12 protein-coding genes are annotated in these 13,487 nt (G+C 53.6%); 8 read left to right on the forward strand and 4 right to left on the reverse strand.

Annotation, left to right across the window (positions count from 1 at the left end; translation table 11 throughout):
* The first annotated feature begins 180 nt into the window (after positions 1 to 180).
* Positions 181 to 2,523: a glucose/quinate/shikimate family membrane-bound PQQ-dependent dehydrogenase gene (locus ACTJI9_RS02260; protein WP_440805731.1), complete on the forward strand. Its 2,343-nt coding sequence runs from the start codon at positions 181 to 183 to the stop codon at positions 2,521 to 2,523.
* A gap of 180 nt (positions 2,524 to 2,703) precedes the next feature.
* Positions 2,704 to 3,237 (forward strand): glyoxalase superfamily protein, encoded by a 534-nt coding sequence (locus ACTJI9_RS02265; protein ID WP_115052575.1) that lies wholly within the window; start codon positions 2,704 to 2,706, stop codon positions 3,235 to 3,237.
* Between the two features lies 1 nt (position 3,238).
* On the opposite strand, the gene ACTJI9_RS02270 is transcribed toward ACTJI9_RS02265, so the two are convergent.
* The gene (locus tag ACTJI9_RS02270; protein ID WP_115052576.1) at positions 3,239 to 3,709 is read right to left on the reverse strand and encodes an Lrp/AsnC family transcriptional regulator; all 471 of its coding nucleotides are present in this window, start codon (positions 3,707 to 3,709) and stop codon (positions 3,239 to 3,241) included.
* 145 nt (positions 3,710 to 3,854) lie between these two features.
* Between ACTJI9_RS02270 and ACTJI9_RS02275 the strand changes: the two genes are divergently transcribed.
* From ACTJI9_RS02275 to ACTJI9_RS02300, 6 genes are all read left to right on the forward strand, one after another.
* Positions 3,855 to 4,766, forward strand: coding sequence for a DMT family transporter (locus ACTJI9_RS02275; protein WP_440805732.1), 912 nt, complete (start codon positions 3,855 to 3,857; stop codon positions 4,764 to 4,766).
* 40 nt (positions 4,767 to 4,806) lie between these two features.
* The gene (locus tag ACTJI9_RS02280) at positions 4,807 to 5,694 is read left to right on the forward strand and encodes a dienelactone hydrolase family protein (RefSeq protein ID WP_115052578.1); all 888 of its coding nucleotides are present in this window, start codon (positions 4,807 to 4,809) and stop codon (positions 5,692 to 5,694) included.
* Between the two features lie 109 nt (positions 5,695 to 5,803).
* Positions 5,804 to 6,757: a hypothetical protein gene (locus ACTJI9_RS02285; protein ID WP_115052579.1), complete on the forward strand. Its 954-nt coding sequence runs from the start codon at positions 5,804 to 5,806 to the stop codon at positions 6,755 to 6,757.
* 8 nt (positions 6,758 to 6,765) lie between these two features.
* Positions 6,766 to 7,146 carry a DUF2185 domain-containing protein gene (locus ACTJI9_RS02290; protein ID WP_440805735.1) on the forward strand — a complete coding sequence of 127 codons (381 nt, stop codon included), beginning with the start codon at positions 6,766 to 6,768 and terminating at the stop codon, positions 7,144 to 7,146.
* Positions 7,147 to 7,266: 120 nt separating this feature from the next.
* A complete protein-coding gene (locus ACTJI9_RS02295) occupies positions 7,267 to 8,676 on the forward strand; it encodes an FAD-binding oxidoreductase (protein ID WP_115052581.1) in 1,410 nt (469 codons plus the stop codon).
* A gap of 103 nt (positions 8,677 to 8,779) precedes the next feature.
* Positions 8,780 to 12,496 carry an AsmA family protein gene (locus ACTJI9_RS02300; protein WP_440805739.1) on the forward strand — a complete coding sequence of 1,239 codons (3,717 nt, stop codon included), beginning with the start codon at positions 8,780 to 8,782 and terminating at the stop codon, positions 12,494 to 12,496.
* 3 nt (positions 12,497 to 12,499) lie between these two features.
* Here ACTJI9_RS02300 and ACTJI9_RS02305 read toward each other — a convergent pair whose 3' ends face one another.
* From ACTJI9_RS02305 to ACTJI9_RS02315, 3 genes are all read right to left on the reverse strand, one after another.
* Positions 12,500 to 12,985 (reverse strand): VOC family protein, encoded by a 486-nt coding sequence (locus ACTJI9_RS02305; RefSeq protein ID WP_440805742.1) that lies wholly within the window; start codon positions 12,983 to 12,985, stop codon positions 12,500 to 12,502.
* Positions 12,986 to 13,059: 74 nt separating this feature from the next.
* Positions 13,060 to 13,293, reverse strand: a complete 234-nt coding sequence (locus tag ACTJI9_RS02310) for a ribbon-helix-helix domain-containing protein (protein WP_115052583.1) — start codon at positions 13,291 to 13,293, stop codon at positions 13,060 to 13,062.
* Positions 13,290 to 13,481, reverse strand: a complete 192-nt coding sequence (locus tag ACTJI9_RS02315; RefSeq protein WP_115052584.1) for a DUF4169 family protein — start codon at positions 13,479 to 13,481, stop codon at positions 13,290 to 13,292. The genes ACTJI9_RS02310 and ACTJI9_RS02315 overlap by 4 nt, the downstream gene beginning before the upstream one ends.
* Between the last annotated feature and the right edge of the window lie 6 nt (positions 13,482 to 13,487).

Raw genomic sequence — 13,487 nt, forward strand, 5'->3', positions numbered from 1 at the left:
CACTTTCAATTGAAGTGGGCGGTTGAAATATCAAGTCAGGATATTGCGTCACTCGATTTATGAGCCTACCCATTTTGATTAATGACTCGTGACTTCAAGGTTTTGACAGCCGATGGCAACATTCGTCGCCTCATGTCAGGATCATCTGGTTTTGATTGAGATCGGAAAGGGACTTTCCTCATGGCAATCACTCTCACGGCACTCGTTTTCCTTCTCATTGGCGCGGCTCTTGGCGTCGGCGGTGTATGGCTCGCTGTCCTGGGCGGCAGTTGGTATTATATCATTGCTGCGCTTGCGTTCCTTGTGGTTGCTTTTCTGCTCTTCCGTAGGCGGTCATCCGCTCTGCTGCTTTATGCGCTGCTGGTGGTAGGAACGCTTGGCTGGGCCATTTGGGAAATCGGCTTCGACTGGTGGCAGCTTGCGCCACGCGGCGGCGTCATCATGATCCTTGGGCTGTGGCTGCTCACACCATGGATCAGGCGGGGCTTGAATTCATCTGCAAGCGGTGCTGGTTCTTCCTCCGCTGTTCCGGCTCTGTCGTTGTCCGTTGCTGTTGTTGTGGCGCTGGTTGTTGCAGGCTATTCGATGACCCAGGATCCGTTGCAAATTACGGGTGAATTGAGCAGGGAAATTGTCTCAGATACTGTCGATCTGGGCGGCAATATGCCGGAGGGCGATTGGCACCAATATGGGCGTACGCCCTATGGTCAGCGTTATTCACCGTTGAAGCAGATCACCACCGAAAACGTTGACAAGCTGCAAGTCGCCTGGACCTATCAGACTGGCGACGTCAAGTTGCCGGAGGATGTTGGCGAGACCACTTATCAGGTCACGCCGCTCAAGGTTCGCGATACACTTTTCATCTGCACGCCGCACAATTGGGCCATCGCGCTTGATGCGGCAACAGGCAAGGAAAAGTGGAAGTTTGATTCCAATTCCGGCATGAATCCCGATCGTCAACATCAGACCTGCCGGGGCGTTTCCTATTATGCCGATCCTGCTGCCACACCAGGCAAGCCTTGTGCCGAACGCGTCTATCTGCCGACGTCCGACGCGCGTTTGATTGCGCTTGATGCGGCCAATGGCCAGATTTGCTCGTCCTTTGCTGACAAAGGCACGCTGCATCTTGAAAAAGGCATGCCCTATAACCCCGCAGGCTATTACTATTCCACATCGCCGCCCGTTGTTGCGGCGGGAAAGATCATAATCGGTGGCGCGGTCAATGATAATTATTCGACGAAGGAACAGTCCGGTGTCATCCGCGCTTTCGATATCAATACTGGCGCGCTTGTGTGGAACTGGGATTCCGGCAATCCGGATGTAACGACACCTTTGCCGGATGGACAGACCTACACGCATAATTCTCCCAATAGCTGGTCTGTTTCCAGTGCCGATGAAAAGCTTGGTCTGATCTATGTACCTCTTGGAAATCAGACACCTGACCAGCTTGGTGCTGGGCGCTCCGCAAATGTGGAGAAATTCTCGTCCTCAATCGTTGCGCTTGATCTTAATACCGGTCAGATGCGCTGGGTGCGCCAGACTGTCCATCATGATCTTTGGGACATGGATGTTCCTGCACAACCAACGCTAGTTGATATCAATACGGTCAATGGCACAGTGCCGGGACTGGTAGGACCAACCAAGCAGGGCGATCTCTATGTTCTCGACCGCCGTACGGGCGAGCCGATCATTCCGATCAAGGAAATTCCCGCGCCGACAGGCGCTATCGAGGGTGACTTTACCTCTCCCACGCAGCCGATTTCGGACCTGACATTCTCGCCGCCACCTTTGACGGGCAAGGATATGTGGGGCGTGTCTATGTTCGACCAGCTCGTCTGCCGGATCGAATTCCTGAAATTGCGCTATGAAGGGCGCTATACTCCGCCATCATTGCAAGGATCACTCGTCTATCCGGGTAATTTTGGCGTGTTCAACTGGGGCGGCGTCGCAGTTGACCCGGAACGGCAGATCATGTTCGGCATGCCGACATATCTTGCCTTTACCTCGCGTCTTGTGCCACGCGCCGATGTGCCTCCGCCCGGAGTTGGCACCAAGGGTAGCGAGCAGGGGCTTAACCGCAATGAGGGCGCTCCTTACGCGGTGGTGATGGGTCCATTTGTTTCACCGCTTGGCCTGCCTTGCCAGTCGCCGCCATGGGGCTATGTCGCCGGTGCCGATCTGCGTACAGGCAAGATCGCTTGGAAGCACCGCAATGGCACTGTGCGGGATTCCTCGCCAGTGCCATTGCCATTCAAGGTTGGGGTGCCGGGCATTGGCGGTCCGATCATCACAGCCGGTGGCGTTGCGTTTCTCGGGGCCGCGGTTGATGATTATCTGCGCGCCTATAACGTGACTGATGGCAAGCAGCTTTGGGAGGCTCGCCTTCCTGCCGGTGGCCAGTCAACGCCGATGACCTTCTCCTTGGATGATGGCAAGCAATATGTGGTCATTGTTGCGGGTGGCCATGGTTCGGTCGGCACAAAGCCGGGGGATTATGTCATCGCCTATACTCTGCCAAAATAAGATTGACGGTAATCCGAAGCAGGAATATTGCTGCAAGCGGCTGATACAGCCAGCCGCTCGCGGCCTTCGGGTTACGGTGAATGTATCGAATAAATAAGCTTGGCTTCATCCTTTGAAAGGTGAACTGGTCGGCAATGCGAGCACTGACTTTCCAGATTCACCGACGACGAAGGAATGATTATGCGTACTTTCAATGACGCCAAGGCTATTGCCAAATCGCTGCGCAACGCTCTGGACGAAAAGAATATCAAAATTTCTCACGGTGAGGGGCTTGAACTCGTCGCAGCCGGTTTCGGTTTCGATAGTTGGAATGTGCTTGCGGCCAAAATTGCCGATGAACCAGCCCCGAAAGAAGGTATCTCGTTCGGACCTGCCAATCCCATCCTCCGTATCTTTGATGTTTCTAAAGCCCGGGAATTCTATCTCGATTTTCTTGGCTTCACGCTCGATTGGGAGCATCGGTTTGGAGACAATTTTCCGCTTTATTGTCAGGTATCACGTTCCGATCTGACACTGCATCTTAGCGAGCATTCAGGTGATGCCAGCCCCGGCGCGCGGGTCTATGTCCGCATGACAGGCATTGAGGCTTTCCATAAGGAACTGCATTCCCAAGACTACCGTTTCATGAAACCTGGTCTTGAAGAAGCACCCTGGGGACGAGAAGTCACCGTTACTGACCCGTTCAGCAATCGGATTACCTTCTGCGAATCCTGATTCAGCGCTGCGGTAGTTTCAAGGGACTGTTGGTCTTGATTGTGCGAATGGCAAAGTTTGAGCGAATGTCCGATATGCCGGGCAGGACCAGCAGTTTTTCCGTAAGAAACCGCTCATAGGCGGAGAGATCTTCCACCACCACCTCAGCAAGAAAATCCGCGGTTCCTGAAATAAGGAACGCGCCGGTCACTTCCGGCATGGCGATCAAAGCCGCTTGCTGAAGTTCGGAGTTTGCCTTGCTGTGCTGTCCCACCTTTATTTCCACGAAGACGGTCAGTCCAAGCCCGACTTCCTTGCGATCAATATCGGCGCGGTAACCTCGAATGACGCCGGACTTTTCCAGATTTCGGATGCGCCGCAGGCAAGGAGAAGGTGACAGATTCACCTTTTCTGCAATCTCGACATTTGTGGCCCGTGCATCACCTTGCAGTGCCTCAAGAATACCAATATCGAATTTATCAAGATTTGGCATATCCTGCCTTTAACAAGGTTAAATCTTATCGAAAGTAGCTGAAATCATAGGCTAAGTGGCATCAACTTGCAAGGACATGCCAGAGGCATTCGCTCTATATTGCTCCCATGGAAACACATTCAGACTAATCTGAAAGGATATTTCAATGGTTGCGATCTCACCCGAAATCAACAAATCTGCCTCTCTGGCTCCCGGTTATGCCGGCGCTTTGGTTACGGTCTTCATCTGGGCAACGTGGATCATTGCCACCCGCCATTCCGGCGGTACGCATCTTGGTACTATCGATCTTGGGCTCATTCGTTACGGTCTTCCCGCGCTGGTGCTGGCGCCGGTCTGGCTGAAGACGGGCTTGCTGCCCCGCAATGTTCCCTTGGCGTTGCTCGCAATCATGGTTTGTGGCGCGGGCGTATTGTTCTTCCAGATCACCACCTTCGCCATTCATTCGACGCCCGCCGCCGCCGTAGGCGTGCTGCTCGGCGGTTCAATGCCCCTTGCAGCCGCACTGATCGGGGTTGTCCTGTTCGGCGAACGCCCGGATGCTGCACGCTGGCTTGGCCTTGCTGCCATTGTTGCCGGGCTTGCCATTCTGCTGACGCTAGCCATCGGCAGCCATCAGATTTCATGGGTGAGCTTTGTGTTTCTGCCATTCGGCGCATTGCTATGGGCTGGTTATACCCACGCTTTCAAGCGTTCAGGTCTGACTGCTCTGCATGGTGGCGCTTTGATTGCTGTCTGGTCATTCATCATCCATCTGGTGCTGGCTGCTTTTTTCGGCACAACGATCATGGATGTACCGCTGTCTGAAATCGGCTTGCAGTTTTTGAGCCAGGGTGTGCTCTCCGGGCTGGCTGCTATGCTTGCCTACGGAATAGCCGTTCGCTCGCTTGGTGGCAGTCAGGCTGCCGCGTTCAGCGCGCTCACTCCGGTGCTTGCTGCTGTGGGTGGCTCCATCTTCCTTGACGAGGCGCTCGGTGTCTGGGAAATTGCGGCAGCAATTATCACGGGACTTGGTGTTGCTCTTTCTACCGGCATCCTGTCGCATCGTGTCAGGACTTGATTGGAGGAGGGCGGCTCATTTCCTCTAAAAGGATTGTAAAATGAGCGAACCAACAAAGCATCCGAATATTACACAGGCGATGGTCGACGCGTTTGATGAGTATACTCACCTGACGCTCGACCGCCGCTCTTTCATGGACAAGCTCACAAAGCTTGCAGGTTCGGGCGCTGCTGCGGCAGTTATTGCTCCCATGCTCGCAGCAAATTCTGCTCAGGCTGCAATCATCGCACCGGAAGACAAACGGCTCTTCACCAAAGATCTCGTATTTGCAGGACCTTCCGGCGATATCAAGGCCTATCTGGCTGTTCCTGCCGATGCGTCTGGTAAGCTTCCAGCAGTTGTCGTCATCCACGAGAATCGCGGGTTAAACGGCCATATTCGCGACGTTGCCCGGCGTATGGCCCTTGAAGGTTTTGTGGCAATGGCGCCGGATCTTCTGTCATCAGCGGGCGGGACGCCCGAGGACGAGGAAAAAGCCCGTGGCATGATAAGCGCGCTCGATTCAAAAACCGCGATTGCAGAGGGCGTCGCCTCTCTGGACTATCTTGCCAAAATCAAATCATCGAATGGCAAGGTTGGCGCTGTTGGTTTCTGCTGGGGAGGTGGCATGGTCAACGATCTTGCTGTCAATGCGCCACAGCTTGGGGCAGGCGTAGCCTATTATGGTCGTCAGCCGAAATCGGAAGACGTGGCAAAGATCAAAGCCCCCCTGCTTTTGCAATATGCGGGTCTCGATTCACGGATTAATGCCGGAATTGAGGATTACAGGAAAGCGCTTGAAGCCAATGGAAAGACCTTTGAGATTCATGTCTATGAAGGTGCGAACCATGCTTTTAACAACGACACCTCTGCTGCGCGCTACGACAAGAAGACTGCCGATCTTGCATGGAGCCGCACGGTTGAGTTTTTCAAGAAGAATTTGAGCTGAGAGCAATTCAACGCAGCTGTACGAATGGTCGACCGGACTTGCGAAACCAATCGCTTGCCGGATCGTTCTGTGCTTACTATTTGTGCGTTAATAAAACAGGATTTGATAAATGCAGTTTGTTGGACGGGTCTTCGGCCTCTTGTTTGTTTTGTTGGTGATCGCCCAACCCGGATTTGCGCAAGAAGCGGTTTTTCCAAGTGGATCAGGTATTGGCTTGGTTCCGCCAGCCGGTTTGGTACCATCTTCCAGTTTCAGCGGTTTCGAAGACCCAGCCAAGGGCACATCTATCGTCGTGACCGAACTTCCCGTTGATGCCTATGCCACAATCGCTGCGGGGTTTAATCGGGAAGGCCTACTGGCTACGGGTATAGAAACCATATCCGGGCCTGAGGAATGGTCGGTGCAGGGCGCTGTTGTTTCAAAACTGATCCGCGCCAGTCAGGTGGCAGCTGGCGTCAAATATCGCAAGTGGATTGTGCTTGTCGGTGCCGAAAGCACAACTGCAATGGTGACGGTCCAGATACCGGATGGTGCCAAAGGTGCGTTGTCGGATGCCGATGTGGAAAAAGCTCTGCGTACTTTGGTTGTTCGCGCGCCCGCAAGCTTGCCGGACCAGATTGCGTCGTTGCCCTTCAAAGTTGCAGATACGTCCGGTTTTCGCCCCGTGCGTGTTATTGCCGGAGCCACCTTGCTTTTGACCGAGGGGCCAAATGATGTTGCCATCAACTCGATGCAACCAATGGTGATTATTGCTTCAAACCTGAATACAGCGCCTGAGGCCGCCACGCGGCTGGAGTTTTCGAAAAAGGCCTTCGCATCGCTAACCGGAATCAAGGATGTCCAATCCGATAATGAGACAAGCAGCGAGGTCGATGGCGCGGAATGGATCGAAATCGATGGAACAGCGACAGATTCCGCCAGCGGCGATGCGCTTTACGTGGCCCAGATCGCGCGGTTTGAAACCAATCGCTATGTGCGCGCCATCCTCATCGTCAATGCTACGGAAAAGAGCAAATATGCTGACCGCTTCCGGAAGCTAGCCAAGTCCATGACGATCAACTAAAATCGGCTATGGATAAAAGTTACCGACTCACCAAGGAAGAAATACGGCCACTGATACGCAATTATGGTGGTTGCATTGCGACTGACACGATAACGATTGACGGCTATCCAGTGCGTTTCATGTATCGCGAAGATCCTGATAATGATCTTGATAGTGGTTGGCGCTTCCTCTCCGGCTTTGAGAGCGACGACTATATGGAAGATCCCGACAATAGTGGCATCTTCGACGTTAATACCATCGCAAACTATGATCCGAGTATTATTCCTCTTCTGGATTCGCCCGTTGGCAGTGTTTTTGAAAAAACTGGTGAGCAGGAACGCTTCGTTGCAGTAACCGACTGGTCACCCGGTGAAGACGATGATGATGATGATGATGATGACGAAGATTAAGGCGCCGAAGAACTGACGCCTGCGGCCTTTCGTGTAACGCAGAGTTACAACTAGACAAGGCCCGTGTATTGCCTAAAAATACCGTTCTGAAGAGAATCCAACAAAAGGCTGGAAACTGGAATGGCATTGGCAGACGCAGGTGCATTGCTGCGCAACGAAAACGGTATTGCAACCGTAGTATCCATCCTCAAAAAGCGCTTCGGCGATAATGCCCAAGGCGGAAAATCCATCCGCGAGCAGCACGCCCATACCACAAGTTATGTGCCTAATCAGGCACCTGATCTGGTTGTATTTGCCGAGTCTATCGAAGACGTGCAGGAGGTCGTCCGCCTCTGCGGCGAATGGCAGGTGCCTGTTATCGCATTTGGAACTGGAACTTCGCTCGAAGGCCAGGTGAATGCGCCGGCCGGTGGCATATCAATCGATCTTTCGCGGATGAATCGTATTCTCAAAGTCTATAATGACGATTTGAATGTCGTTATAGAGCCGGGCGTCACACGCAAAGAGTTGAACGAGTATCTGCGTGATACTGGTCTGTTCTTTCCTATTGATCCTGGTGCAAATGCTAGCCTTGGGGGCATGGCTGCAACCCGCGCGTCAGGAACAAACGCTGTCCGCTACGGTACGATGCGGGAAAATGTCTTGGCTCTTAAGGCCGTGATGCCGGACGGCAGGCTTATTACAACGTCGAAGCGGGTGAAAAAGACGTCTGCCGGTTACGATCTGACGAGGCTTTTGATTGGTTCTGAGGGAACGCTTGGTATTATCGTTGAGCTGACGTTGAAATTATACGGCATCCCACAGGCCATTTCGGGCGGCATTTGCGCTTTTCCTGATCTGGAAAGCGCCTGCAATACGGTTATTGAGACGATCCAGATGGGCATTCCCGTTGCACGCATCGAACTTGTCAATGAGCTCGAAATGACGGCAATGATTGCCTACTCCAAGCTGGATTATGATCCTGCGCCTTATCTGTTCCTAGAGTTTCACGGCAGCGAGACGAGTGTGGCGGAGCAGGCGGAGTTGTTTGGAGAGATTGCAGCTGCCAATGGCGGCGGCGAATTCAAGTGGACTGCCAATGTTGAGGAGCGGGAAAAACTTTGGGCCGCCCGGCATAATTCCTACTTTGCCTGCATGACATTGGCGCCCGGCAAGCAATCGCTGTCCACTGATGTCTGCGTGCCAATTTCTCGTCTGGCCGAATGCATCGTCGAAACCGAAAAGGATATTGAGAAGAGCGGCTTGATTGCACCTATCGTCGGTCATGCCGGTGATGGCAATTTCCATGTTCTTGTGCTTTTCGATGAGAAGAATCCAGCTGAAATCGAAAATGTGGAGGCATTTGTGGAGCGCCTCAATCTTCGTGCTATCGCGATGGATGGAACGTGCACCGGCGAACATGGGATCGGGCAGGGGAAGATAAAATTTCTTCGCGCTGAACTCGGCGGTGCCGTTGATGTCATGGAAACGATCAAGCGGGCTATCGATCCGGGGAATATCATGAATCCCGGCAAGATCTTACGCCTTTAGGTTCGCATTTTGATTCCGGGTGTTAAAGCATGGTGTAAGCATTGCAAATCGCGCATAGAAACGGTCATGTCTCGGCACTGCCATAAAGTCGTTTCTATGGTGATTGGCGCGAACCTATCGGAGTAAGACACTGGCACGTTTGTTTGTTTTCATCGGCGGATTGTTGGTACTGCTGCTGACCGCAGCGCTGGTTGTGCCATATTTCGTCGACTGGGCCGGCTATCGCTCTTCGTTCGAACGTGAAGCATCCACATTGCTTGGCCGTCCCGTGACTGTTGCCGGAAGCGCGAGTGCGCGGCTTTTGCCGTTCCCATCCGTTACCTTTTCGGATGTTCGTGTCGGTGACCCGGGCGTTGAACCGGTAATGACCATCGAGAAATTCTCCATGGATGCGGAGCTTGCTCCCTTTCTGCGCGGTGAGATTCTCATATTTGACATGCGGCTGGAAAAACCGGCTGCAACAGTGCGGATAAGTGAAGGCGGCGTAGTCGATTGGGCAATCCGGCCGCGCACTCCTTTCCAGAAAACGCAGGTCAAGCTGGAGAATTTGCAGATTAGCAATGGTTCGCTGATCATTCGCGATGCTTCGACGGGGACAACGCGCTCAATCTCCGATTTGAATGCCACCATGTCTGCTGACGATCTTTCCGGACCATGGAAATTCGACGGGAACTTGTTCTTCAACGGCAAAAAAATCTCCGTTTCCTCTTCGACCGGCGCATTGAAACCGGACGGATCGTTGCAAATGCACGCGCGTGTCATTCCGGACAATATTCCGGCTGCGATGGAAACGGACGGCCAGATAACGCTCGATCAGGGTGCGTTGAAATATGCCGGCCGCATCGACATTCGTTCTCGCGACGAAGTCGCTGATAAATCAGGAGAAAAAGCAGGATCGGCAGACAAGCCGCTGCTCTCCAGTCTTCGCCTGTCCGGACAATTTGAAGCCGATCATGCCAGGATAACCATACCGGAGTTTCATATGGAGCAGGGGCCGGTGGCGGACCCCTATGTGGTCAATGGCAACGCCCATTTTGACTATGGCGATAATCCGCGATTTGAGGTGAAAGCCGATGGTCAGCAAGTAACATTCGGCAATCAGGAGGCAGAGCAGGCAAACGCCAAAGCAAACCCTGAAACCGCGGCTCAGCGCCTTGGTATATTCCGGCGTTTGATGGATCAGCTTCCTGTGCCGACCATGCCCGGAAGAATAGATTTGAAACTGCCTGCTATCGTCGCCGGCGATACGACAATTCGTTCGGTAACGATTGATGCAGCGCCCGCAGCCGGTAATTGGGTAATAAATCAGCTCAAGGCGGAATTGCCAGGACGTACACAATTTGAAGCAAAAGGCGTCTTGCAGGTTGGCGACAATTTCGGCTTCGATGGCAAATTGCTTGTCGCATCGCGCCAACCTTCCGGACTTGCCGTCTGGCTGACAAACACAGTGGACGATTCCATTCGCCGTATTCGCGGTGCCGGTTTCTCCGGCGATGTGAGCCTGCATGATGAATTGCAGAAGGTCGATAATCTTGAGCTTGCGCTCGGCGGTGCCTCGTTGAAGGGAACGCTGGTTCGTAGCGCCAAGGGCGATTCACTGCCGCTGACGCAATTGAAACTGGAAGGCGGCGCGCTCGATGCAGATGCGCTGGAGGCTTTCGCCGCATTGTTCAGCAGCAATGCATCAAATGGCAGTTCCGCAATATTAAACGGGCAGGACCTTGATGTTGACCTGAAAGCAGGACCGGTCGCCCATGGCGGATTTGTCGCTGAAACGGTGGATACGGCGTTCCGTCTGCGCGAAGGTGTGTTCGATATTGATCGCCTGACTATTGGCAGTGTCGCTGGCACTACGATCACCGCCACCGGCAAGCTGGAGCCCTTCAAGACGGAGCCATCAGGGTCGGTTGACGCAACATTGCTGTCGGATGACATGGCGCCCTTTGTCGATGCGCTTGCACAGCGTTTCCCGGATTTCCCGTTTCTCGTTGCCATGAAGGAGCGGTCATCACGCTTCCCAGGTCTCTTCGAGGATACGCAGATGAGTGTCCTCGCCAATACGCTGCATGGAAAGTCTGGAACAAATGAGTTTTCGTTGAGTGCCGCGGGAAAGTCGGGTGGGATGAACATCACTCTTTCCGGCACAAGCACCATGAATGAGGAGCAATTGCGCACACTCGAACTGACCATGAATGCGCGTACCGATCATGCCGAAGGGTTGATGGCCTTTATTGGCTTGCCAGCATTGCCGCTTGGTCTTGCCGGAGAGTTGGAAGCCGATATCGCCCTTAAAGGAAACCAGAATGCCGGATTTCAGACGCAGCTCGCTTTGAAAGCGCCGGACGGTCGCGCATTACTGGATGGTAGTTTCCGCTATGCGGATGGTAGCCTGAACGGGGAGGGACGGGCATCGCTCAAGAGCAGCGATATCGATGCCTATCTCGCAACGGCAGGCTATTCCGTGCCAGGCTTCGGGAACGGCACGCCGATTGATGCAGCCAGCAGCTTTTCCCTTAACAATGGCAAACTCATGCTGCCCGATCTGAGCGGGCAGGTGAACGACACAAAAATTGGAGGGCACATCGGCTTCGTGCTCGACAATGGCGTACCAAATGCGCAAGGCGATCTCACGCTCGCTCAGATTAATCTTGATGCCGTCACGCAATTTGTTCTTGGCACAGGCAGTACGGATGGCGATGGCAAGTCGCAGTGGCCGCAACAACCATTTCTTGCCAGCCCGCTTTTCCCGATGGGCTTTGACCTCAAATTGCGCGCAGAAACTGCCGATACGGGGATTATAGGCGAGATAGGCAATTTTCAAACCAGTGCTACGCTGAAAGACGGTGCTTTGCGCCTTGATGATGTCAAGGGTGACCTTTTCGGCGGCAAATTGGCTGGCATGTTCGAGCTTCGCAATACAAGCGGTACCGGCTTGGCGACGGGCCAGTTCACGCTTGATCAAGCGGGCATTGACGAACTCTATCAACCGGAAACGGCTATTGCTGCTGTTCAAGGCAAGGCAAAAATTTCGGCGTCCGTCAATGCAACGGGCACGTCGATGGCGGAATTGGTCAAATCCATCGCTGGCTCTGGAGTCGTGGCGGTAAGCGATCTTACGATCAACGCGCTTAATCCGGCAGCGTTGGTGCCGATTTTGGCGGATGTCGACGCCATGGAAGGGCCCGTTACAACCGCCACCATCGATGCGATCATTGGTAAATATCTGAATGCCGGAGCGTTGAAGGCAACTGCCTCTGAAATTCCCTATACGATTGCTGGAGGAGTGGCGCGCACATCGACATTCCAGTTAAACAATGGGGATGCCCGGCTTTTTGCTGATTTGCGGATAAATTTCCCGGAAATGATGGTGGCTTCCCAAGGCAAACTGACATTTGAGCCCGGAAAGACCGTTGTCGTCGGTGCCGATCCCGTAGTCGAGTTTACGCTGGATGGCCCATGGCATGGCCCTGCGGTCACCTTTAATCGCCAACCGCTTGAGCAGTTCCTGACCCAGCGCGCGCTGGAGCGCGAGCAGCAGCGGGTGGAAACACTGCAGGCATCGCTGGTGGAAAAGCAGCGTTTGCGCCGCGAGACGCAATTGTTTCAGGCGCTTGCGGAAGAGCGGGTGAGGGTCGCGCGCCTCAAGGTTGAGCAGGAAGCGCGCGAGGCGGCGGAAAGAAAAGCCGCCGAGGAAGCAGCGCGCAAAGCTCTTGAGAACCCACCTGCCGCCCCTCCGCCAGCGCAGCCGCAAGGCGCCATTGACCGGCAGTCGCTCGATGAGTTTTTGCAAACCATCGAGCCGAATGCCGTTCCGCAGTGATCTTTACTCGCCCCTAAAAGCCGCTTCCAGCTTGCTGATGTCGAGCTTGTGCATTTGCAGGAGTGCTCCCAAAAGGCGGTCAACCTTTGTCTGGTCCTTGTCTTGCATCATTTGACCAAGCACCGAAGGCACGATCTGCCATGACAGGCCAAACTTGTCCTTTACCCAGCCGCATGGGCCGATTTCACCGCCATTTGCAGTTAACTTCTCGGTGAGCTCATCTATTTCAGCCTGGGATCCACAATCGATTATAAGAGAGATGGCCTCGTTGAATTTGAATTCCGGACCGCCATTCAGCGCCAGATATTCCTGACCGGCGATTTCAAATCGAGCGGTCAGCAAAGACCCTTCCGGTCCCATGCCGCCTTTGCCCCAATAGCTCTTTTCCAGAATCTTTCCATTTTCAAAGATGGAAAAATAGAACTCCATCGCTCCTTCGGCATTGCCTTCGAACCACAAGCATGGAGTAATTTTTTGTTTGATTGGCATGTCATTCCCTTTCATTGCGATTTGAACTGCCTGAAAGACGAAGGAAGACTGACCAATCCTACATGATGCCGGAATTATTTTTGCGTAGACATGCCGCCACTTTGCACCCAAGCCAATACGTATAATCGCAATGCGGATGAAAGGCTGGAGTCGCGATCCCGATCTTTGTCGACCTGTGCGATAAGTGCCGCCAGCGTCATTTGGCGGGTTTGTGCAATGGAGGTGATAATTTCATAAAAGGGATCTTCGAGCGAAAAGCTGGTGCGGTGCCCGTGAATTGTCACCGAGCGCTTCTGGACAAGACTCACTTGTCGTCCAAGGGCTTTTCCAGCCGGCTATCGTCCAAAAACCGCTCTGCTTTAGCGGTTAATGCAGTTTCGAACTTCTTCTCAGTCTTGGTGCGCCCGAACAAGATGCGGTTCTGAGCCGCAACCTGTTCTTCAGCATCTTTGGCTTTGCGTTTCCTGACCTGCCGCAGGTTGACGATCTCGGCCATGGAGGT

This window comes from Phyllobacterium sp. 22552 (assembly GCF_052044585.1).
Taxonomy (GTDB): Bacteria; Pseudomonadota; Alphaproteobacteria; order Rhizobiales; family Rhizobiaceae; genus Phyllobacterium; species Phyllobacterium ifriqiyense.